The following is a 23,677-nucleotide window of genomic DNA, read 5'->3' as shown; positions in this document are numbered from 1 at the left end:
TCTTAGCCTTCCTTCTCGATCGTTGTTAAGCAATCGCGTAGGATAGAACCATACTCGTATTTGCCCGGACAAACGAAGGTACATAACGCTAAATCTTCTTCATCAAGTTCAAGCGCGCCTAATGAAATTGCACTGTCTAAGTCACGTGAAATTAAGTCACGTAATAATAGAGTTGGCAAAATATCTAACGGCATTACGCGCTCGTAGCTACCAATTGGTACCATGGCACGTTTTGAACCACCTGTAGACGTTGTCATTTTAAATAAACGACTCGGTGCAAGGTGAGAAAGGAATGTACGCGTTACAGAGAATTTATCACTACCTGGTGCAATCCAACCAAACAGCTCTTTTTCGCGACCTTCAAGTAAAACAGATACTTGAACGTGGTAGCGACCTAAGAATGCATGAGGACCTGAAGAAATAGCGCCAGATAAAACAGAACCAGAAATAACACGGTTATCACCGTCTTCTAATTCGCCTGCCACTAAATCATCTAATGAAGCACCTAGTTGTGTTTTCACTAAACGAGGGTTTTTAACGCGAGGACCTGCAAGCGAAATAACACGGTCTGTGTTGATTTCACCAGTAAGGAATAAGTGACCATACGCGATAACGTCTTGGTAACCAATATGCCAAACTTGTTTATTAACAGATACTGCATCAAGGTGATGAATATGAGTACCAACTAAGCCTGCTGGATGCACGCCACCGAACTCATGTACTTCTACTTGAGCGATAGACGAGCTAGGAACTTGACTGCCAGCTTGCTTACATACAAATACTTTGCCATCGGTCAAACGCGAAACAACAGCAAGACCCGCTTCAAATGCAGCTGCATTTTCGGCAATAATTACTGCAGGATCTGCAGCAAGAGGGTTTGTGTCGATAGCGGTTACAAATATAGAGCTAGGATTTGCATCCAACGCAGCTATTTTGCTAAATGGGCGAGCACGAAGTGCTGTCCATTGACCTGACTGTACAAGTACTTCTTTGGCTTTTTCACGCGATAAGCTTGCAAGCTCATCTGCATTGAAAGAGTCAAAGGTGATTTGCTCACTGCCGTTTACTTCAATAACAACAGATTGCAGCACACGTTTAGCACCACGATTAATTTCTTTTACTGTACCAGAAGCTGGTGCAGTAAATAGGACGCCTGGGTTCTTTTTGTCTTCAAAAAGTACCTGGCCTTTTTTGACTTGGTCATCCACACGAACATGCATGGTTGGACGCATACCGATAAACTCTTCACCTAGCACAGCTACACGTTTGATGGCAGAACCATCATGAATAACTTGCTGAGGCGCGCCCTCTATGGGTAAATCCAGACCTTTTTTTATGTTGATCATACGCACTTGCATTAATTAACGGAAAGAAACTGAAAAATCGTATCAACCACGTCGCCACTTGAGTTATCCAAGATATATCAAGGTACAAAAGAACAACTTGCTAGGAATATCAAACAAGCAACGCAGTAAAACTCCTCACATATTGCTTCGATTTTAACATCATTATGTACGACTATGCGAGTGTATTTATGAAAATTATACGACAGAAACGCTTATTTAGTTTTGTTAAGTGTTTTAAATAAAAATCAAGGTAGACCAAAGTGGTAGCCTAAGCACCTAACTGCCACAAAATATCTAAAACACTAAAAGCAAAAAAGCCGCAATAAGCGACTTTTTATAATTACAAAGTATGATTAGTCAATCATGTTTGCAATTGGCTTCACTGCATCTACATCTTGCTCATAGTCAACAGCGTCAATGCCAAAACCAAATAAACGTAAAAATTCGTTATGGTAGCCTACATAATCGGTTAGCTCATCAATTGAGCTCGTGTCTACTTTATCCCAAACAGCTTGCACACGTGCTTGTACATCGTCTTCTAGCTCTTTGTAGTTTTGGAATAAGTGGCCGCCCTCGTCAAAGCGTGGGTTTTCACCGTATAGGTTTTCGCTAAATAAAGCATGAATTTGCTCAATAGTGCCTTCATAAGTGCCATCGGCTTTCATTACTTTAAATAAAGCAGAGATATATAGCGGCATAATTGGAATAGCAGAACTTGCCTGAGTAACAACAGCATTTAAAGACGACACATAGGCTTGACCATTTAAATCTTTTGTCGATTCTTTAATTGCAGCAGTTGCTCGGTCTAAATCTTCTTTTGCTTTACCTATTGTTGCGTGCCCGTAGATTGGCCACGTTAACTCTTTACCTATATAAGTATAAGCCGTGGTTTTAAAGTTATCGGCTAGTACGTCTGCTTCTTTTAATGCATCAATCCACATTTCCCAATCTTCACCGCCCATCACTTTAATGGTGTTGTCGATGTCATCTTGGCTTGCGGCTTCTACTGTTACTTCGTCAATTTCGCGCTTTGACGTATTTAAATTTTTTGTAGTTACAGCACTGCCAATAGGTTTAAGTGTAGATGAATACACCTCACCTGTATTTGGATCGGTACGACGAGGCGATGCTAAACTGTAAATAATACAGTCTACTTTGCCTAAATCTGCTTTGATTGTCTCGATTGCTTTTTGCTTAATTTCGTTAGAAAACGCATCGCCATTAATATTTTTTGACCAAAGCCCAGCTTCATCTGCAGCGTCTTGAAATGCTGCTGTATTGTACCAACCAGCAGAACCTGTTTTACGCTCTGTACCTTCTTTTTCAAAGAAAATACCCAGTGTTTTAGCCCCACCGCCAAATGCCGCCGTAATACGAGACGCTAAGCCGTAGCCAGTAGATGCACCAATTACGAGTACATTTTTAGGCGCATCTTTTAATTCGCCTTGTTGTTTTACATAGTTAATTTGCTCTTGAACATGCTCTGCACATCCTACAGGGTGTGCGTTAGTACAAATAAATCCACGAATTTTAGGCTTAATGACCATTGATCATCCTATATCTTTTACAATAAAAATTAGCGCTAGTTTAAAGGCTAATACTAAAAACACTGATCTGATCAGTTAAACCTGATCAAATACCCCTATTTATATTGGCTAACCTACATTGTGGTTAATTTAGCTTTGAGCCGCCCATACAATTTGGAGAGTCAGGTGCTTCGCCACCCTGCTCTGAAAATTCATCAGGCGTGTACGTATGAATCGCTAAGGCATGAATATGATTTGCTAGCTCATCTTTTAGTACTTCGTTAATTTGGCGGTGGCGCTGTAGTAATCGCTTACCCGCAAACTCTTCACTTACCACAATTACTTTAAAATGCGACTCAGTACCGGCGCTATGCATATGGCTTTCGTTAATTACGTTTAAATGCTTACAGGCAATCGCGCTACTAAGCTTGTCTTGAATTTGTTGTTGCATTGACATTAAAACACCATATTTAGTCACTGATTTGTGCAGCTACTATAACAAGTTAATTTAACTAACTAAATTGCTTTTGTTTAATGTGCTCAATAAAGCGGTACGTTAAGCTGATCCGTGGGTGAGCAAGCGTTGTTTGTTTGGGGATTGCGTGCTGGTAGTCGCGCTGACTATGCCCACTCATCACTAAACAACTACCGCTTTGTAATTTTAAGTCGGTGACTTTATTGGTGGCTTTTTGCTTTAATTTAAGTACGCGCTCAGCACCAAGCGATATACATACAATGGTAGGCTCAGGGCCTAGCTCTATTTCATCATCACTGTGCCAGCCCATGGTGTCGTTACCATCACGGTAATAATTGACTAATAACGAATTAAGCGGCTTATTTAAATGTCGCTCTAAACGTTTTCGCATTGCTAAAAGCACCTCATCCCACGGCTCTACTATTTGTTTACTGTGTGAGTAACCATATTCAATATTTAAGTCGCTCATAAAACATTGCAAACGTGGAATGGGCCCTGTTCTGCCATACACAGTAACATTAGGCTGCTGCCAATTAAGATTTTTTTGTAAATAATAAAATAAATCGAGGCTTTTTTGCGCACTAAGCGCCTTACTTTGATAAGAAAAGCCGTTTGGTAACTGTTGGGGGTTGGCGTTTTGCCGTTGCATGTTAGAATTTACCTACATTAGATTACTGATCAACAAACCATTATGACGACGCAAGCCCAGCTAGGCGATAAAACATTTACTCTTGAACGTTTCCCTTTGGATCAAAAAAACCGCAGTTTACAAGCGTGGGATTCGGCCGACGAGTACCTTATCAATTATGTTAACGAACATCACCCAGATTGTCGCTCATTACTAATTTTAAACGACGCGTTTGGTGCCCTTGCCTGTTATTTTAGTGAATTAACGGTTTGTTCAGTTAACGATTCTTATATTAGCCACCAAGCTGCAGCCTATAATTTAAAAGAAAATAAACTATCAACAGCCCAATTTACACAGTTAGATAGCTTATCTGCGCTGCCTGAAGAGGTTGATTTAGTGCTTATAAAAATACCGCGTAACGTCGGGTTTTTACAGTTTCAATTAAGCGAGTTGAGTGAAGTACTTGCCCCTGGCACACCGGTTATTGCCGCGGGTAAAACAAAGGAAATTCATAACTCAACTATAAAAGCGTTTGTGCAATTTATTGGCGAAACCAAAACAAGTTTGGCCGTTAAAAAGTCGCGTTTAATATTAAGTACAGCTAAAGGCGGTTATAAAGAAGCTAACTTCCCGGTAAGTTGGCAGCTTGAAGGCACTGATTTTAATATAACGAACCATGCCAATGTGTTTTCGCGCGATTCGTTAGATATAGGTGCACGGTTCTTTTTTAATTACTTGCCGCAAACCTCAAAAGCAAAAAGTATTATCGACTTAGGTTGTGGTAATGGCGTAGTGGGCTTAATGACGTTATCACGCTGTCCAAATGCGTCGATAACCTTTGTTGATGAGTCGTACATGGCGGTCGAATCTGCACGTTTAAATGTAGAACTTAACCAAGCAAATAAATTTGATGATTGCCAATTTATAGAAAATGATTGCTTAACCGGCTTTGCAAGAGACAGTGTGGATATGGTGTTGTGTAACCCTCCATTTCACCAAGCCCAAGCGGTTACCGACCACATTGCGTGGCAAATGTTTAAACAAGCAAAAGATACATTAAAAGAAGGTGGCGAGCTGCGTATTATTGGTAATCGTCATTTAGATTATCACGATAAATTAAATCGTATGTTTGGTAACTGTAAGCTATTAGGTTCAAACAAAAAGTTTGTAGTGCTCAGCGCAACTAAAAATAGTGGGATGCTATAAAATGAAATTAACTAAATTTATTTTAGCCTGTTGCTCCATGCTGGTGTTTAGCGCATGCAGTAACCAGCCAAACCAAGTGATATTAAACCCGGTTTATAAAAGCGGCCAAATTAGCGTTATTTCAGCCAGTTTAAGTACCAGCGTTATTGATTTACGTGGTGACAGCGCAACCCTTAAGCTTGTTGAGTCGGACAAAACCAAGACCTTTGCCAGCCAAGATATTGTAACCTCTGTTAAAAGCGTATTAGATAGCGCGCTAAACCGTAACGGAGCAAGTATTTCTAACCTAGCAACAACCCGCTTTGAACTAGACATTCATGCCCTACAAGCAAAGGTGACTGAAAAGCTCATGAGCCATACCAGCGAAGCGCACATTGAGCTAGGCGTACGGGTCATTCGCTCTACCAGCAATTTTAGTAAAGTGTATCGTGGCAGTGCTAATTTAGAAGGGCCGCTGAGCCACGATCGCGCCAAAATTGAAGGTCAACTCAATAAGTTGACGGAACAAATTATAACCCGCATTGTATCGGACCCAGAATTAATTGAATTTTTAGAAGGTTAACAATGAAACGATTTTTAATCTGCTTAAGCCTACTATTTAGTGTAAGCACCTTTGCCGCGCAAGAAGGCCGTTTTGTTCAAAAAGACAATATTTTTCCGCGTGTAGAAATAGTCACGTCATTGGGTAGCATTGTGGTTGAGCTAGACCGCTCAAAAGCCCCTATTACGGTAAATAACTTTTTAACCTACGTAATGGATAAAAGTTACCAAGGCAGTATATTCCACCGTGTAGAACGTGATGTTGAAAACGACCGTGACTTTGTAATACAAGGTGGTGGCTACGATAAAGACCTTGATGGCTTACACGAAAACGACCCTATATTTAACGAAAGTGGCAACGGTTTAAAAAATGATATGTACAGCATCGCTATGGCGTATCAAGACCGTGAACCGCATTCAGGAACTCGCCAGTTCTTTTTTAATATGGATGATAACGATCATTTAAACCCAGGTAGAGATTGGGGCTTTGCCGTGTTTGGCAATGTAATGGATGGTTACGACACGCTAGATAAAATTATGGCTGTAGAAACCGGCTTTAATGAAAAAATTGGCTACGACTTTGTACCAAAAACGCCCGTTGTTATTTTAAATATTAAAGTACTTGAGCAAACCCCATTATAAATCACTGAGGTGCAACTAAGTTGCACCCAACGCCAATGAAGGCCCTATGAGCAAAACCCTCTCAGTAAGCGAATATTTCTCGTATTTTAAAGATAAACGTTTAATCAATATTTTTATATTTGGTATGAGCAGTGGTTTTCCATGGGTACTGATTGGCTCTGTGATGTCGGCTTGGCTAAAAGACGAAGGCCTAAGCCGCAGTATGATTGGCTTATTTGGTATTGTATTTGGCGCATACAGCATTAATTTTATGTGGTCGCCGCTTATTGATAGAACCAAACTGCCATTATTGTACAAATGGTTTGGGCAACGTCGCAGCTGGATTTTATTTTGCCAAAGCTTTATGTTTATTGGCACCCTGCTTTTAGCGGGGCTTGATTTAAAAGCAAACTTAGCGATTGCCGCCGGCTTATGTTTACTCATCGCAGTCGCCTCTGCCACACAAGACATAGCAATTGATGCTTTTAGAATAGACACGTTAAGCGAAAACGAATCTCATAAAGCCACTGCAGCTGCCGCTATGGCCACATCAGGTTGGTGGACAGGTTATGCATTACTAGGGGCTATTCCTTTTTACATGGCCGATATCCCCTCTTTAGATTGGCCACAAGTGTATTACTTTTTAGCCGCTGTTATGTTGATACTAATGAGCGGCGTGTTATTTGCCAAAGAGCCTAAATCAAACCGAGAAGCTGTTCACGCAGAGCTTGAGCGCGTATACCTTGAAAAACTAGCCAGCATTAAGCAAACGCCCTTTACTAAAGTGATTGCTTGGCTTGGCGTTACAGTGGTTGATCCCTTTAAAACCTTTTTTGCTAAAAATGGGGTTAAAACAGCCCTTGCCTTATTAGCATTTATTTTCTTATTTAAAATAGGCGAAGCTTTTTTAGGGCGTATGTCGATTGTTTTTTATAAAGAAATAGGCTTTAGCAACAGCGACATAGCCACTTTTTCAAAAGTAGGTACTGCAGTACTCACCATTGCTTTTACCTTTGTGGGCAGCTTGTTCAATCAAAAGTACGGCATTGTAAAAGGGTTATTTATAAGTGGCGTTGCTATGGCGGGGTCTAATTTAGCATTTTCGGCTATTGCGCTGGTTGGCCCTAATTTAGGCTTATACGCTTTTGCTATTGTCATTGATGGCTTTACTCAGGCTTGGTCGTTAGTGGCTATGGTGGCATTTATATCGATGTTATGTGACCGAGCATTTAGTGCAACACATTATGCATTACTGGCTTCGCTTGGGAATTTAGGGCGTACATTGCTTTCAAGTTACAGTGGTGTGGTTATTGATGATTGGCTAATGGGAAATTGGGCATTATTTTTTGTGTTAACGGCATTAATGGTAATACCTTCGCTGGTGTTTTTATATTTGATTAGGCATAAGCTCTATCAGTTAGAGCAAAATTACCATAAAAATATGTAATGCATCCCTGCATTAACGTGATTTGCTTAGGCCGTTCAAGTGCCCCTTATAACACCCTAAGCAAAACAATATTAATCCGCTTTAATTAAGCCTAGCGCTTCATGCGGATCAACTTCAAGTGCATTACAGTAACGTACAAACTCAATAACATCTAAGCGGCGTTCTTGATTTTCAATCTTACCGATAAATGAGTGAGGTGTTCCTAGCACTTGTGCCAGGCTACGCATTGTATGACCCTTTTCATGGCGTTTTGTTTTAAGCCATTTAGTTAGCTTTTCGTTTTCTTCAGAAGAAACAGTCTTGCCCATCATTTTACATCTCCTACTAGATGATATGACATACCCGTCAAAGCAGTAGTCACACAATGATTGGAGGCATATAAGCAGATACCCACTACATTATTCAATAGCAAGCTATTGCTTAAATAAGCAAAGGTATTGCTACTTATTCAACCTACCAATCTATTCAGTGCTAACCCGCAAAAATAGGATATAGGTTTATTTTTATTAAGAGTGAAATTTTGCCCGTCTCACTCTTGGATACATTATATACTATTAACAGTTCGGTTAAATAATTAATTACATAGTTTGCATAAATTTACCCAACCACTAACCTTTACTTATGCTGAATATTTAAGTTAACGTACCAAAAATATTAAGTTTTTTCCTAAAAAATTAATTGTAAGATAAAAGCACTTTGTTACAAATTAACGTGCGAATAACCTTGCTGTATTGATGTTTAAACAACAGTAAGGGTAAAAAAGTTCCCATAAATAACGTTTTTCCCTAACTAAGGGACTAAAGAGGAAGTATGTTTAGAGTCTTATTTTTGTTGCCTATTTTACTATGCTTTTTATGGTTTTTGTTTTTACGTCACTACGGAGTACCCATTAAACAAGGTAAAAAAGGCTTTTTATACATACTTGCCTTTTCTGCTTTTGTATTAGGCTTTTTTGTATTAATAATGCAGTTTACCCATTACAGCCCAATTGAATTTTAGGCATTAAAAAAGCCGCTAACGCGGCTTTAATAGCTAAGCGTAAATTGCTTAAACGCTAAAACTTGCACCACACCCACAGGTAGTCGTTGCATTAGGATTAGATACAAAAAAGCGTGCGCCTTCTAACCCTTCTGTGTAATCCACTTCGCCATCAACTAAGTACTGAATACTCATTGGGTCAATAACCAGGGTTACACCATTTTTAACTATTTCTAAATCGCCAGGATTTGCTTTTTCATCAAAAGTAAAACCATATTGAAAACCAGAACAACCACCACCTGTTACGTAAACACGCAGTTTCAAATCTGGATTTTCTTCTTCGTCGATTAACTGTTTAACACGAACAGCAGCTGCATCGCTGAACTTTATTGGTAATTCTTCAGACATTTTAAAACCCTCAATATCGCAATGGCGTGATTATCTAATACCCGAGTGTTTTAATCAAGTATAGTCAAACATCTCTTGTGCTATCTTAGGCTTTTAACTATTGCTTTAGCCGATACGATAGCAAAATGTGTTTTCAGTGATTGCTGTAATATTTGTTAATATAAGTGTTTAAAATTGCAAAATCACAAGGACTTACCTGCACACTTTTGTTAAACTGCTCGCTGAAAAAATGTGGCGGAGAATACAGCATGTGGCTTGAGCAACTCAGGCGTCGATTAGCAAAACCAAAAACCTCTGTGCAATTATGCTTATTAGGCGTAAGTGCTGGTTTAATTGCTGCATTTTTTATTATTTTATTTCGCTTAACGATTCTGTTTTTTCAAAGCTTATTTTTAGACACTCCCGATAATTTTACTACTATCCCCTCTCTTGAACGGGTTTTAATGCCGTTAATTGCTGCGCTACTGATTGCTACATTTGCTGCATTTACTGGCTTTAAGCACTACCGATTAGGCATTCCTTTTGTTATTCATCGCATTAAACGCCACTACGGGCAAATGCCGCTTTACAACACCGTAAACCAATTTGTTGGTGGTGCACTGGCACTTATTAGTGGTTTTTCGGTTGGCCGCGAAGGGCCATCTGTTCATATGGGCGCCACTGGCGCAAGTATATTAGCCGATAAACTTCATTTACCGCATAACGCCATGCGTACATTAAGTGGCTGTGGTGTCGCCGCGGGTATTGCGGCCTCGTTTAATACCCCACTGGCTGCGGTTATTTTTGTAATGGAAGTGGTGCTTCGTGAGTACAAAGTGCATATTTTTGTACCAATTATGCTTGCCGCACTAACTGGTGCATTAGCAACCCAATTTGTGTTTGGTGAAGGCTCAGAGCTTGCACTTATTAGCATTACGCCATTGAGTGGTTGGCATTACCCATATTTAATTTTATGTGGCATGGCCTTAGGGGCAATTGCCTATAGCTTTAATCAAAATTTAATGCTGATCATAAAAACATTTAAACCTTTAAGCATGTTTCCTCGTTTACTCATTGCAGGTTGTATTGCGAGTATTATTGCCTATGCAGTTCCCCAAGCAATGGGTTCGGGTATGAGTGCGATTACTATTGCGGTTGAATCGCCTGAAAACGCGCAGCTACTTACCACTATTTTAATAGCTAAACTGCTGGCGACCCTGTTTGCCATTGGCCTAGGAATACCGGGCGGCTTAATAGGTCCCGTTATTGGGCTAGGTGTATTAACAGGTACTTTAATGGCCTTTTTTGCCCAATTTATAAGCCCAGGTGCTGACATTGCAGGCACATACGGCGTATTAGGAATGGCAGGATTACTCGCAGCTACATTACATGCGCCGTTAGCAGCATTAACAACTGTGATGGAGCTTACGTCCTCGCCAGAGATTATTGTACCGGCCATGTTAGTGATAACGACCGCCTATGTAACGGCGCTGCAAGTATTTGGCAATCGGTCTATATTTTTGCAACAGCTCGATTTTCAGGGGCTACCCTATCATGTATCGCCCGCAACAGAGGCGCTACAAAAAGTGGGCATAATGGATGATATGGATGAGGACTTTAAACTGCTTTATTCAGACGATAAAGAGCAAATTAAAAACACCTTAGACGCCATGGATAGCCAAACCCCTTTAATAGTTTACGATGAAGAAAACGGCTATCGCCTAGCAGAGTACGACCTTACCCTGATGTCGGGCGAAAACATAAATATAAACTACATTAGCTTACAAGGCATTAGCAGCCAGTCGACCTTAGCTGATGCCTTTGATATTTTAAAAGATAAACGCAGCGGCGCCCTGTATGTATACAACTTGCTAGATGATCAGCAAATAATGGGGCTATTACGCTGGGATCAAATAAATAATATTTTAACTATTCGTAACAGCCTACTTTAGGATTCTTATGAGCGCTTTACTAATTTATAAAACACTGCACATTTTTTTTATGATTGCTTGGTTTGCCGGTATTTTTTATTTACCTCGGTTATTTGTATACCACGCAATGAGCGAAGAAAAAGCCTGTAACTCTATGCTTAAAGTAATGGAGCGTCGGCTACTCTTTTTTGTTACCCCGTTTGCTATTTTAACGGCCGTTTTTGGTGTACTCACTATTGTAGAATATGGCCGTGAGTGGTTTAGATATAGCATGTGGCTGCACTACAAACTGGTACTGGTCATTATTTTATATCTATACCACGGCTACTGCTTTAAATTACTGAGCGACTTTAAACACGACAAAAATACCAAAACGGACCGTTTTTATCGTATTTTTAATGAGCTCCCAGTTATTGCGCTGCTAATTATTGTTGCGCTTGCGGTAATAAAACCTAATTTATAAGCTGTGTAGCGCATGTTAAACTGCGCTGCAATTTACAATACTTGCTATAACACGCGCGATTGCGTGCCCCATTTTTATGGATTATCGCGCCCCTTTGATTGATTAGGAAAAACCCCATGTTAAGTTTCCAAGGTGAACATATACTGTCGGTAAATCAACTCGACAGAGACTGCATTGAGCGTATTTTTGCAGTAGCGAAAAAAATGGAGCCTTATGCTAAAAAACAAAAGCAAACAACAGTGCTAGAAGGCGCTATTTTAGCTAATTTGTTTTTTGAACCAAGCACGCGTACGCGTGTAAGCTTTGGTACTGCCTTTAATTTACTAGGCGGTGGCGTGCGCGAAACAACCGGCATGCAAAGCTCAGCCCTAGCTAAAGGCGAATCGCTTTACGACACTGCGCGCGTTATTTCGGCTTACGCTGATGCCGTCGCTATGCGCCACCCTGATGCAGGCTCGGTAAGCGAATTTGCAGACGGTTGTACCGTACCGGTAATTAATGGTGGTGATGGCCCAAACGAGCACCCTACTCAAGCACTACTTGACTTGCTTACTATTGAGCGCGAACTCAACCGATTTGATCAAAACATTGATGGCATGCATATCGCCTTAGTTGGCGATTTAAAATATGGCCGCACAGTACATTCATTATCTAAATTATTGTGCCATTACAAAAACGTAAAATTTTCGATGGTGGCCCCCGATGGCCTGCAAATGCCAACGAGTATTTTAGATGCGGTAGAAAATGCAGGCCATAAAATACAATTAGTCAACAAAATGGAAGGGAACTTAGCAGCCGATATTGTGTACCAAACACGTATTCAAGAAGAGCGCTTCCCTTCACAAGAAGAAGCCAATAAATACCGTGGCGGCTTTAGAATTAGCCAATCAATTTATAACGCGCACTGTAAGCCAAATTCCGTGCTTATGCACCCGCTCCCACGCGATAGCCGTTTAGAAGCTAATGAGCTTGATAACGACTTAAACAGTAACGACAATTTAGCTATATTCCGCCAAGTACAAAATGGCGTGTTAATTCGTATGGCACTGTTTGCTTTAACCCTCGGCGTAGAAAACAAAGTCGAGCAATATGAAGTAGACGTACCTTGGTTTAGCCGCAAACGCGACAGCTAAACACTTTTACCAAGCGACAACTAATAGGATTTTTCATGACAATAAGCCAAGATTTATTTAATCGTGCACAAACTTCAATTCCTGGTGGCGTAAATTCGCCTGTACGTGCATTTAACGGTGTTGGTGGTACGCCACTATTTATTACCAAAGCCGAGGGTGCCTTTACCTTTGATGCCGATGGTAACCGTTATATCGATTATGTAGGTTCATGGGGCCCGATGATCATGGGCCATAACCACCCAGCTATAAAGCAAGCTGTTCACGAAGCGGTAGAAAACGGTTTAAGTTATGGGGCGCCCACTGAAGCTGAAATTTTAATGGCCGAAAAAGTAAAAGCGCTTGTTCCCTCAATCGAAAAAGTACGTATGGTAAGCTCGGGTACCGAAGCAACAATGAGCGCCATTCGCTTAGCCCGTGGCTATACAGGGCGTGATAAAATCCTTAAGTTTGAAGGTTGTTACCACGGCCATGCCGACTCATTATTAGTAAAAGCAGGCTCTGGCGCATTAACCATGGGTGTGCCAAATTCACCTGGTATCCCTGAGGATTTTGCAAAGCACACACTTACCGTATCGTTTAATAACCTTGATGAAGTAAAAGCTGTATTTGAAAAATACGCAGACGACATTGCCTGTATCATCGTTGAGCCAGTAGCGGGTAACATGAACTGTATTCCTCCTGTAGAAGGTTTTTTAGAAGGCTTGCGTGCAGTATGTGATGAGTACAAATCGGTGCTTATTTTTGACGAAGTAATGACCGGCTTTCGTGTTGCTTTAGGTGGCGCTCAGGCGTATTACAACATAAAACCTGACTTAACATGTTTAGGTAAAGTCATTGGTGGCGGCATGCCTGTTGGTGCCTTTGGCGGCAAAACCGAAATTATGGATTACATTGCGCCAGTAGGGCCGGTTTACCAAGCCGGTACACTTTCTGGTAACCCTATTGCAATGGCTGCGGGTTTAAAATCGCTTGAGCTATTAAGTGAACCAGGTTTGCACGATAAGTTAGAAGCTATTTCTAAAGCAATTTGTGAAGGTTTTGAAGCAGGCGCTAAAAAAGCAGGCATTCCTTTAACCACTAACTACGCTGGCGGTATGTATGGCTTTTTCTTCACTGAAGCTGAAAAAGTAACCTCTTATAAACAAGCTACAGAATGTGATTTAGAACGCTTTAAACGCTTTTTCCACTTAATGCTTGAAGAAGGTGTATACCTAGCACCTTCTGCATTTGAAGCAGGCTTTGTGTGTGCTGCGCACACAGAGCAAGAAGTACAAGCGACTATAGAAGCTGCAGAGCGCGCCTTCGCTAAGCTATAAGCATCCAACACATGTGTTAATAATGTGCGTTATTAACTCTAAAGTTAAAAAAGCCCTTACGGGCTTTTTTTATTTGTGCGTATTTATAATTGAATGGTTTTTAGCCTTTATACGGTCTCACTTTTTAGACTCACTTTTACCCCACAAGAGAAACGTATGACGAGCTTAAGGCACTTAGCAGCACCTGCTATATCATTAATGGGCAACTTAAAATATAAAACGAAAATTGGTTTAGTTTTTGGTATTTTATTATTACCCCTTGCGCTTAGTTTGTTTTTTTTAGTCTCTTTATTAAGCGAGAGTATAAGCGTCTCTCAAATGCAAAAACAAGGTTTACTGAGCTACAGAGACATTCTTGCAAATCAAATGCAGGGTGAAACCTATAAAAATGTAAAAGTAGCTAAAGCACGTGGTTTTAATGTAAAAGATGAGCAAATAAATGACGTACTTGAGCTGGTTTCAATACAGTCTAATTTAGCCTTAGATAACCAACTTGCGAGTGCTTATGTTAATCGCGCATTAGTTACGCCTATACCTGCGCTTATCATGCAGATAAATGCGACAGCGCAAAGCGCTAATACTGTTCTTACTAACCAGCGTTTTACACCAGAGACTTTTATTGCGCTTTCAAACTTAAGTAAGTCGCTACCTTTGTACCAGCAGCAACTCGATAAAATACTTACAATTGCCACCACGGCCGATGCATCTGTAAATAAAGCACTGACGCCCTCTCTCACTAATTTACATAACGCCATAGCCGCTTTTAAAACAGCCATTGATGAAAAGCTGCTTGAACCAGATGATATACAGCTTACACAAAACGAATTTGCAGGGCTTACCAGCCAAGTGCTTAGTCGTATTAGCCAACTAATTGATAAAAGCATCCCTACCCTTGAATCGCTAATAAATGAAAAACTGAACACGCAACGCTTGACTAGAAACACTGTATTAGCTGCATCATTAATTAGTTTATTGATTGCATTTTACTTAATGGTTGGTTTTTATTTTGCGGTAGTTGATACCATTAATCGCTTTGCCGAAGCTGCGCAAAGAGCAGCAAATGGCGACTTAAATGCGGTTATCAACTCAAGTACTAATGATGAAATGGATATTATTGCAGCGCGATATAACGCACTTCTTAATGCCTTTTCAAAACTTTTAGATAATGTAAAAGCAAGTACTGTGGAGCTATGCGGCGCCACAAAATCGCTTTCACAGGCAAGCAGCCAAACGAGTAACGATGTTGAAAAACAGCAAATACGGGTAAACGCTATTCATGATGCACTAAGTAATATGGAGCAAAGTGCAGTGAGTGTAGAAGAGTCTGCTAATCAAGCGATGTTAACAGCGCAAGATGCCGCGCAGCATGTAAAGCAAGGCTCTAACAACACCATGGAACTTGCCAAATACATGCAAGACCTTCAAGTTGAATTTACCGAAAGCCAACAAGCCCTCAATCGCTTAGCCCAAGATAGCCAAGAAATTAGTAAAGTAAGCAAAGGCATTAGCGAAATAGCCGATCAAACTAATTTATTAGCCCTAAACGCAGCAATAGAAGCCGCACGAGCCGGTGAACATGGCCGTGGTTTTGCCGTGGTAGCTGATGAAGTAAGAACCCTCGCCCAGCGTACACAAACTCAAACCCAAGAAATTCACCAAATTATTAGCTCTCTCCAACAAGCTTCTGACGATACACAACAAAAAATGCGCTCAAGTGTCCAGAAGATGGAACAATCGGTAAAAGCCGCCACCGAAACAAACGATATTTTACAAAATGCAGAGCAAAGCATGGGCGATATAAAACACCAAGGCGAAGAGATAGCACTGCGGGTTAAAGAGCAATCTAACGCAACCACCCAAGCATTAACTGATGCACAAGAAGTCAGTAACTTAGCAGATCACACTCTTCTCTCTGCACAATCTACACTGCAAGACGCACAGCAACTTAGTCAGCTATCTGATGACTTAACTAAATCAATGCAGTTTTTTAAATCTTGAAAATAATAAAAGTGCTTTTAAATTACAAAAAACCCTTCGATTAAGAAGGGTTTTTAAGGTTAATTATTAATAAGTATTAAAAGCGAGCTTCCAAACCTATACGAACGTAACGTGGTGTTTGCCAAGAGTATGCAGCATCATGGTACGCATTTACTTCACCTTCATTTTGCTCATAGTGTTCATTCAGTGATGACTCTGTTTGCGAGTTGAAAATGTTAAATACATTAACCGATGCACGCATGTCGATATCAGATACTGTGAAATCATATGCAGCAGATAAATCTAAGTTAAATACCCAAGGTGTACGGCCATTTGTGCCTCGGCTATGTTTTTCATAGATTTTCTCATCTTGATCACAGTCGCCGTTGCCATTTGTATCTGGACACTCATTAGTATAAATGTAGAAAGTATCACCCCAACCGCCATTTAAATTTGGATCGGTAGATGGATAGCCTTGACCAAATAAGCTCTTAGGACGCCCGCTTTGTAAAGTAGCATTCCAGCCTACAGTTAAGTCTTCCATTGGCTCCCAACTACCAAAGAATTTAAATGTATGGCGTCTATCATTAGGTTGATAGCCCTGAGATCCATCCATAACTGCTGGGAAGTCAAAGTCTTGGGTAATACCCGCATCAGCTTGACCAATATCTGATTTAACAGCACCTTCAAAATTACCTACACTTCTAGCCCATGTATAACCAAACTGATAACGAATAGTGTCAGCTTTATAGTCAAGGCTAAACTCTACAGCGGTGTATTCATTATTTGCTTTAGGTAGGCCTATTGTTTCTGCTGAATAGGTAGTTAAAGAACCACTATCTGGAACACCGTCGTTATTGAATGATGAATCTCCCCAATCGGTTCCATTCCAGTAGTAACCGTCACTGTACCAGCTAGACGAATCGCCAGGGTTTATCATTACGCAGTAAGGGTATGCATATCGCCCACAGTAGTCATCTAATGCTGTTGCAACTTCGCGGTATATACCTTTAACACCTACTGTATATTCATCATTTAAAGCTTGCTGTATACCAATAATATATTCATCTTTAGAGAATGGATCAGCCTCTTGCGCTTGGAAGATATCTTTTTCAGGTATAACCGGTACACCACTCACTTGCTGTGAGTTTTGAATACCACCATTCCCAAGCGTGTCAGCTAATGGCGTTAGGCCTGTTGGTGCGCCAGTTTGTGAATCAACACCAGTATACGTATAAGCTGTGGTTATATCACTAACCCCTGATGCGGCTCTAAAAATAGTATTATTGGCTACGGGTAAGTAATAACGCCCATATGTACCATAAACTTTAGTGTCGCCTGTACCTGTAGGATCCCAAGTGAAGCCTAGTCTAGGTGCAATATCTGTTTCAAAGCTAGTTAGTAACTTACCAGTCGTACCCCAGCTATCAAACTCATCAATACGTAAGCCAACTTTAACTGAGAAATCCTCTGTTACTTGCCACTGATCTTCTATGTAGTAAGCTGTTAACTCTGATTCAAAGCTGCCGCCGCCATCAAAGATACGGTCTTCAACATAGTCAAGCGCTGCACCAGTGTTATTTGTTAGTGCGCCATTATCGGCTTGCCAACTACCATTATCTGCAAGAGTTCTGTAATCATAGCTGTGGCCACCAATAGGACTACTTATATTCTCAGACTTACGCTCTTGGTAATCGATACCAAATGTTATTTCATGGTCATTCCATACATATTCAACATCTAAGCGATATTGGGTATTTTCATCATTATTGGCACCAAAGCTACCGCCTGCACCACAGCCAGTGATTGGATTAGCAGTACCTCGAGAGTCGGTAATAGATGGACAAACCAAGTTTTCTGATTGCGTTTCATATTCTGTTTTAATATTACCAGCCATAGCAGTAACAACTAGGTCTTCGGTTAAAACACCCGTATAACTTAAGCTTTGCGCTTCACCACCACGCTTTAAAATGGCACCATCGATACGATCGCCCACAGTTCCGTTATTGTATTCGTATACTGAACGCTCAATATCACGACGATTAGAATAAGCAAAGTAGCTTAACCTATGGTTTTCATTAATATCCCAATCAAGCTTACCGCCCCAAAATAAATTATCGCCGCCAGAAGCTGATTCATTACGGTATTGATCGTTTGGCGAAAATTCATCTCCACCCCACGTGTATGTAGACTCAGTATCTCTTGGGTTAATTAATCCATAGAAAAACAACGTGTCTTCAATTAGAGGACCACCAGCAGAAATAGTCACATCTGTTTTGCTATCAGTGTCTAAGCTTTCATCTCTAAATATTTGACCTGCGCCATTGTTACCACGAGAAATACTTCCCTCTTCTTGCAAAGAGTCTGGTTGAAATTGCACAACTGCCGCAAATTCCCACTCATTTGTACCACTTTTAGTAGTTGTATTTATGGTACCACCGGTTGCGCGGCCAAATTTGGCAGAGTAACCACCCGTTTTAACTTGGAACTGGTCATAGAACTCAAACGGTACTTCACCACAACCAAGGCCTTGGCGTGTATTAGTAACCTCTAAGCCATTAATATAACATGCATTTTCAGCTACTGATGAGCCACCAAACGACGCAGTATTACCAAAAGCACTGTCTCCTTTAACAGCTCCTGGTGCCAACAATGCAACCGAGGTAAGGTCTCTGTTTATCGGCATACGGTCTATTTCAGCATCTGTAATAACTAGGCCAGAATCGGCAGTTGTTAAATCAATCGAAGAAATACGAGCGCCTAATACTTGAATTACTTCAGGACCGGAATCACTGACTTGTGCTAAATCAAAGCTCGCTTTTGCATTAGCACCTAATGAAACGCGCACACTATCTTCAGCTACAACGGCGCCGTTTTTTAAGATTTGTATTTGATAGCTACCTGAAGGCAATGAAGCAAATCGAAATGAACCGTCTTCAGAAATATTTAATGTTCTTTCTAACCCTGTTGCAGGATTTTTTACTGTTACGGTATACCCTGCTGTAGTAGAAATATTATCGATAGAACCTACAACATCAGATGCCACTGCTGGAAGCGCTACACCTAGTGAAGCGAGAACCGCTATTGCCGTAAGATTTTTTTTGAAAATATTTTTCATACTCTTATCCCTGTTAAGTTTATAATTATTTTTGCACTTTATACAAAATGCATACAGAGGGTAACAAAAGGGTACAAATTGTAAATATGTTAATTAAATAAAGATAAAATAGAAATAAAAATAATTTAAAAACAATAACTTAAATTTATTTTTACATGTTTATTTGTGAAATATAAGATTCTCAATGTTAATTTAAAGAAACAAAAACAGACAATTAATTAACAACAATTCAGTTAATTAAACTATTAACATACTCGTTACAACGCTCTTATTTTTAATCTCGCAAAGTGCTACTTTACTCTAATTATACTTACTGCTTTTTAATTTATTTATAAGAAAATAAGCTAATAAAAGTAATTAAAATTTATTTAGTTTCAAATTTTGATTGCTAGATAGTGAAGCAAATATAATAAAACCGCTGAGTTAGCGGTTTTATTATTAAGGTTTTATTTTATTAGCGTATACACTGCGGCCTAGGTTCAAACTCACTGGCTCTTAGTGGTAACTGAATGACTTTTCCGCATCCGGGCGGTGCTTGTAAACCCGTTCTTTCATTGACGAAAGCCCATCTTATTGATGGCGGGCGTGTATCTGCTATTGCTTCAGGGTTGAGCGGTTTTAAGTAACGAATATAAGCTTCTAGGGCGCCCACACTCCCTGTTAAACCGGTGCTTCTATTATCGTCTCTACCAAGCCATGCAACGGTCACTGTGTTTTGATCAAACCCTGCAAACCAGCTATCACGTAAATCATTACTAGTGCCTGTTTTACCGGCAAGCTGAATTGATGGAAAGTGTAAATTTAAACGCTTAGCGGTGCCGTCTTTTGTCACTCGCTTCATGGCATATTTAGTCATATATACAGCGTCTTTTGCAAAGCGCGGCTCAGACTTAACTTTATGCTTATACAACACGTTACCTACCGAGTCTGTAAGGGCAGATACAGAGGTAAGCTCTCTATACTCGCCATCTGCTGCGATAGTGGTATAAAGCTGGGCAACCTCAAAGCTCGACATTTCTACAGCACCAAGTAGCAGCGAGGGGTATTCATCTATATTACCTTTTGCGCCTAATCCTTTGAGCGTATTTGCAACTTTATCAACACCTACATCTAGGCCTAAATTTACCGCAGGAATATTAATACTGTTACTAAAGGCTTTATAAAGTGGTAATGCACCTCGGTATTGGTGATCAAAGTTCTCAGGTTGCCACACTTTACCTTGCTCATTTGTTACCTGCACAGGGGAGTCATCAAGTAATGTGGCTAAGTTATAGTGTGGTAACTGCAGGGCTGTTAAGTACACCGCGGGTTTAACTAAAGAGCCAATATTTCGTTTAGTATCGAGCACTCGGTTAAAACCTGAATAGCGAACATCGCGCCCCGACACTAATGCCGACACACCGCCTTTTTCTACATTTACTGAGATCATGGCTGCTTCGAGTTTATCGGTGTTAGGGCGTTTTTCTAAATACGGTAAACTTTTTTGAATGGACTCTTCCATCGCCGTTTGTTTTTGCAAATCAAAGTAAGTAAATACACGAACCCCAGCATCTAGTGTTTTTTGATCAGGTAATAACTGCTTAAGCTCACGGTTTACAAGTTCTAAAAAGCCAGGGTATGACTTTTGTAAACTTGCTTTCATAGGCGCTATATCAATTGGGCGTTTAAGTGATGCACGGTATTCTTTTGTAGTTAGTAGCTTGTTTTCAACCATTAAGCGCAGTACTAGGTCGCGACGCTCCATAGTGCGTTCTTTATAGCGACGAGGATTGTAATACGAAGGCCCTTTGACCATCGCCACCAGCAGCGCTATTTGGTCATATTCCAGCTCATCAACAGGCTTTGAAAAATAAAACTCAGAGGCCAAGCCCATGCCATGCACGCCTTGGTTATAAGACTGACCTAGGTAAACTTCATTTAAATAAGCTTCTAAAATCTGATCTTTTGAATAACGGTAATCTAAAATAAGCGCTATAAATGCTTCATTTATTTTACGCACTAAAGAACGCTCACGCGTTAGGTATATATTTTTTGCAAGCTGCTGCGTTAAGGTGCTACCACCTTGCACGGTACGCCCTGCTTTAATGTTTGAATATAGCGCGCGCAAAATAGAAAATACCGACACACCATGGTGCTGATAAAAATCCCGATCTTCTACCACTAATAACGTGTCTTTCAACATAGGCGGAAACTTATCAAGCGGTACAAACTCTCTATCTTGCTTTGAATCATTTCCGATACGGGCTATTTGCACAGGCTCTAGACGAGCGCTGTTTAGCCGCCTGCCAAATTTATCTTTAATGGTTGCTACCTTTTGCCCGGCAAAACGCAGCTCAATAATGTGCGATTCTTCAAAGCCATCATAAAACTCAAAGTCGCGTCGGTAAATTTTTATGCTATCGGCTGTTTTTACAAACTGCCCCGTGCGGCTTAGCCTATTAACTGATGAATAATTTAGGCGCTCAAGCTCCCACACAACCTCTTGGCTAGATAAAAACTGCCCTGGGTAAAACTCCATTGAGCGTGCGTATACTTGGGCAGGTAACTGCCATTTATTACCTTCAAATATACGTGTTGTTTTTGAATCTAAATAAATAAGATACATGGCCATAGCAATAAAAACAGCTAAGCTCAATTTCCAAAAAACAGACCATGTTTTTCGCATAAATGTGCGTTCAACAACAGTGCTTGACGTTTTTTTAGTCGTTTTTGATTTAGCTTTACGTGGCGAGCGGGTTGCTTTGGGTGCACGTTTAGGAGTGGTTTTACTACTGGGTGTTTTTTTGTTGTCAGCCATTTAAGTGTAATTTATTCCAAGGTTTATTCACGAGTGTGAGCTTAGCATATTGGGTATAGCCTAACACCTGAAAAGTTAACCTTCCCTGAAACGAAAAAAAGCCCTACCAAGGTAGGGCTTTATGAACACAATGATTAATCTATTTAATATTAGTTACTGCGAACAGATACAAACTCAGGGTAAGCATCCACACCACAATCGTGTTGGTCCATACCGCTTAGCTCTTCTTCTTCGGTTACGCGAATACCCATAGTTTGCTTTAAAATAGCCCACACAATAAATGAAGCTACAAAAACAAAGGCTAAAATAGTCACTAAACCAATAAGCTGTGTTACAAAGTTTGCATCGCCGTTAGATACAGGCACTAACATAATACCTAGCGCGCCACATACACCGTGAACAGAGATTGCACCTACTGGGTCATCAATCTTCGCTTTATCTAGAGCTACAATGCTAAATACAACCAGTGAGCCACCTAAAATACCTAGTAAACACGCCATTAATGGAGATGGTGAAAGTGGGTCTGCTGTAATAACAACTAAACCTGCTAATGCGCCGTTTAGTACCATAGTTAAATCTGCCTTACCCCATAACACTTTACATACAAACAGTGCAGCAATTGCACCCATTGCCGCTGCGGCATTGGTGTTAAGTAAAATTTGACCTACAGCCGTTGCATTTTCTTTATCTGAAAGAAGTAATTGCGAACCACCGTTAAAACCAAACCAACCCATCCATAAAATAAACGTACCTAATGTAGCAAGTGGTAGGTTAGAGCCTGGAATTGGGTAAATTTCACCGTTTTTACCGTATTTACCTTTACGAGCGCCAAGTAAAATTACACCTGCTAAAGCAGCTGCAGCACCAGCACCGTGAACGATGGCAGAGCCTGCAAAATCTACAAAGCCCATTTCTGATAAGAAACCGCCGCCCCATGTCCAGTAACCTTCCATTGGGTAAATAAAGCCAGTTAAAACAACTGCAAATGCTAAGAAAGCAAATAACTTCATACGTTCAGCAACAGCACCCGATACAATCGACATAGCCGTTGCAACAAATACTACTTGGAAGAAAAAGTCAGATTCTAAAGAGTGGTCAGCATCGGCCGCTTGCGTGCCAATTAATGCGCCAATTGAAGGGATGATGCCGCCTTCAGCGTTGTCTACATACATGATGTTGTAGCCAACCAATAAAAACATGGTACATGCGATAGAATACAGCGCCACGTTTTTAGTTAAAATTTCAGTGGTATTTTTTGAGCGAACTAAACCCGCTTCTAACATGGCAAAACCTGCTGCCATCCACATTACTAGTATACCCGACACCAGAAAATAAAAGGTGTCGAGTGAAAATTTGAGTTCTACAATTGTGTTTTCCATTAATCAGCCCCCTTAAATTGCTTCTTCATCAAGTTCGCCCGTACGAATACGCACAATTTGATCTAAGTCGTACACGAAAATTTTACCGTCACCAATTTTGCCTGTTGATGCAATTTTGGTAATTGCTTCAACTACGCGTTGGCAATTTTCAGTACGAGTAGCAATTTCAAGTTTGATCTTAGGAATAAAATCTACCTGATACTCTGCTCCACGATACAGCTCTGTATGGCCTCGTTGACGTCCAAAACCTTTAACATCAACTACGGTCATCCCTTCAATACCTAAATCAGCGAGCGCTTCACGCACATCATCTAATTTAAATGGTTTTATGATTGCACTAATCATTTTCATAGTGGCCCCCTCGGACGCTTTATTGTTATCCTGTTGGCTTACATAATCCAACCTTTGT

At 40.4% G+C, this 23,677-nt stretch carries 20 protein-coding genes; 10 read left to right on the top strand and 10 right to left on the bottom strand.

Annotation, left to right across the window (positions count from 1 at the left end; translation table 11 throughout):
* Window positions 1-2: 2 nt before the first annotated feature.
* From MSC25_RS07055 to MSC25_RS07040, 4 genes are all read right to left on the bottom strand, one after another.
* Window positions 3-1,346: a Na(+)-translocating NADH-quinone reductase subunit A gene (locus MSC25_RS07055; protein ID WP_004587143.1), complete on the bottom strand. Its 1,344-nt coding sequence runs from the start codon at window positions 1,344-1,346 to the stop codon at window positions 3-5.
* Between the two features lie 353 nt (window positions 1,347-1,699).
* Entirely contained in the window at window positions 1,700-2,893 is a 1,194-nt protein-coding gene (gene fabV / locus MSC25_RS07050; protein WP_024034299.1) for an enoyl-ACP reductase FabV, read from the bottom strand.
* 124 nt (window positions 2,894-3,017) lie between these two features.
* Entirely contained in the window at window positions 3,018-3,329 is a 312-nt protein-coding gene (locus MSC25_RS07045; protein ID WP_004587145.1) for a BolA/IbaG family iron-sulfur metabolism protein, read from the bottom strand.
* A 55-nt stretch (window positions 3,330-3,384) separates the two neighbouring features.
* Window positions 3,385-3,996 carry an alpha-ketoglutarate-dependent dioxygenase AlkB gene (locus MSC25_RS07040; RefSeq protein WP_004587146.1) on the bottom strand — a complete coding sequence of 204 codons (612 nt, stop codon included), beginning with the start codon at window positions 3,994-3,996 and terminating at the stop codon, window positions 3,385-3,387.
* A gap of 42 nt (window positions 3,997-4,038) precedes the next feature.
* Here MSC25_RS07040 and MSC25_RS07035 point away from each other — a divergent pair, with 42 nt between their 5' ends.
* The 4 genes from MSC25_RS07035 to MSC25_RS07020 are packed head-to-tail and all read left to right on the top strand — an operon-like array spanning window position 4,039 to window position 7,789.
* Window positions 4,039-5,181: a methyltransferase gene (locus tag MSC25_RS07035; RefSeq protein WP_248442967.1), complete on the top strand. Its 1,143-nt coding sequence runs from the start codon at window positions 4,039-4,041 to the stop codon at window positions 5,179-5,181.
* Between the two features lies 1 nt (window position 5,182).
* Window positions 5,183-5,743 carry a YajG family lipoprotein gene (locus MSC25_RS07030; RefSeq protein ID WP_004587148.1) on the top strand — a complete coding sequence of 187 codons (561 nt, stop codon included), beginning with the start codon at window positions 5,183-5,185 and terminating at the stop codon, window positions 5,741-5,743.
* 2 nt (window positions 5,744-5,745) lie between these two features.
* A complete protein-coding gene (locus MSC25_RS07025; protein WP_004587149.1) occupies window positions 5,746-6,363 on the top strand; it encodes a peptidylprolyl isomerase in 618 nt (205 codons plus the stop codon).
* Between the two features lie 46 nt (window positions 6,364-6,409).
* Window positions 6,410-7,789 carry an MFS transporter gene (locus MSC25_RS07020; protein WP_004587150.1) on the top strand — a complete coding sequence of 460 codons (1,380 nt, stop codon included), beginning with the start codon at window positions 6,410-6,412 and terminating at the stop codon, window positions 7,787-7,789.
* A 71-nt stretch (window positions 7,790-7,860) separates the two neighbouring features.
* Here MSC25_RS07020 and MSC25_RS07015 read toward each other — a convergent pair whose 3' ends face one another.
* Complete coding sequence (locus tag MSC25_RS07015) at window positions 7,861-8,100, bottom strand: helix-turn-helix transcriptional regulator (RefSeq protein ID WP_004587151.1); 240 nt, start codon at window positions 8,098-8,100, stop codon at window positions 7,861-7,863.
* 499 nt (window positions 8,101-8,599) lie between these two features.
* Between MSC25_RS07015 and MSC25_RS07010 the strand changes: the two genes are divergently transcribed.
* Window positions 8,600-8,788: a hypothetical protein gene (locus MSC25_RS07010; RefSeq protein WP_004587152.1), complete on the top strand. Its 189-nt coding sequence runs from the start codon at window positions 8,600-8,602 to the stop codon at window positions 8,786-8,788.
* 48 nt (window positions 8,789-8,836) lie between these two features.
* Here MSC25_RS07010 and erpA read toward each other — a convergent pair whose 3' ends face one another.
* Window positions 8,837-9,175, bottom strand: a complete 339-nt coding sequence (gene erpA / locus MSC25_RS07005; RefSeq protein ID WP_002958911.1) for an iron-sulfur cluster insertion protein ErpA — start codon at window positions 9,173-9,175, stop codon at window positions 8,837-8,839.
* A 248-nt stretch (window positions 9,176-9,423) separates the two neighbouring features.
* Between erpA and MSC25_RS07000 the strand changes: the two genes are divergently transcribed.
* The 5 genes from MSC25_RS07000 to MSC25_RS06980 all read left to right on the top strand — a co-directional run bounded on the left by MSC25_RS07000 (window position 9,424) and on the right by MSC25_RS06980 (window position 15,995).
* Window positions 9,424-11,106, top strand: coding sequence for a chloride channel protein (locus MSC25_RS07000; protein ID WP_248442965.1), 1,683 nt, complete (start codon window positions 9,424-9,426; stop codon window positions 11,104-11,106).
* A 7-nt stretch (window positions 11,107-11,113) separates the two neighbouring features.
* Entirely contained in the window at window positions 11,114-11,548 is a 435-nt protein-coding gene (locus tag MSC25_RS06995; RefSeq protein ID WP_248442964.1) for a CopD family protein, read from the top strand.
* Window positions 11,549-11,664: 116 nt separating this feature from the next.
* The gene (locus MSC25_RS06990) at window positions 11,665-12,681 is read left to right on the top strand and encodes an aspartate carbamoyltransferase (protein WP_004587156.1); all 1,017 of its coding nucleotides are present in this window, start codon (window positions 11,665-11,667) and stop codon (window positions 12,679-12,681) included.
* A gap of 35 nt (window positions 12,682-12,716) precedes the next feature.
* A complete protein-coding gene (hemL, locus tag MSC25_RS06985) occupies window positions 12,717-13,997 on the top strand; it encodes a glutamate-1-semialdehyde 2,1-aminomutase (RefSeq protein WP_248442963.1) in 1,281 nt (426 codons plus the stop codon).
* 156 nt (window positions 13,998-14,153) lie between these two features.
* Window positions 14,154-15,995 (top strand): methyl-accepting chemotaxis protein, encoded by a 1,842-nt coding sequence (locus MSC25_RS06980; RefSeq protein ID WP_248442962.1) that lies wholly within the window; start codon window positions 14,154-14,156, stop codon window positions 15,993-15,995.
* A 76-nt stretch (window positions 15,996-16,071) separates the two neighbouring features.
* Here MSC25_RS06980 and MSC25_RS06975 read toward each other — a convergent pair whose 3' ends face one another.
* The 4 genes from MSC25_RS06975 to MSC25_RS06960 all read right to left on the bottom strand — a co-directional run bounded on the left by MSC25_RS06975 (window position 16,072) and on the right by MSC25_RS06960 (window position 23,619).
* A complete protein-coding gene (locus MSC25_RS06975) occupies window positions 16,072-19,092 on the bottom strand; it encodes a TonB-dependent receptor (RefSeq protein ID WP_024034306.1) in 3,021 nt (1,006 codons plus the stop codon).
* A gap of 454 nt (window positions 19,093-19,546) precedes the next feature.
* The gene (mrcB, locus tag MSC25_RS06970) at window positions 19,547-21,889 is read right to left on the bottom strand and encodes a penicillin-binding protein 1B (RefSeq protein ID WP_248442961.1); all 2,343 of its coding nucleotides are present in this window, start codon (window positions 21,887-21,889) and stop codon (window positions 19,547-19,549) included.
* Between the two features lie 149 nt (window positions 21,890-22,038).
* Window positions 22,039-23,268 (bottom strand): ammonium transporter, encoded by a 1,230-nt coding sequence (locus MSC25_RS06965; RefSeq protein ID WP_004587161.1) that lies wholly within the window; start codon window positions 23,266-23,268, stop codon window positions 22,039-22,041.
* Between the two features lie 12 nt (window positions 23,269-23,280).
* The gene (locus tag MSC25_RS06960) at window positions 23,281-23,619 is read right to left on the bottom strand and encodes a P-II family nitrogen regulator (protein ID WP_004587162.1); all 339 of its coding nucleotides are present in this window, start codon (window positions 23,617-23,619) and stop codon (window positions 23,281-23,283) included.
* Window positions 23,620-23,677: the final 58 nt, after the last annotated feature.

Origin of the sequence: Pseudoalteromonas sp. 1CM17D, assembly GCF_023161805.1 — a bacterium.
Taxonomy (GTDB): domain Bacteria; phylum Pseudomonadota; class Gammaproteobacteria; order Enterobacterales; family Alteromonadaceae; genus Pseudoalteromonas; species Pseudoalteromonas atlantica.
Note: the sequence above shows the minus strand (reverse complement) of the source record. Positions and strands in the feature narration are given on the sequence as shown.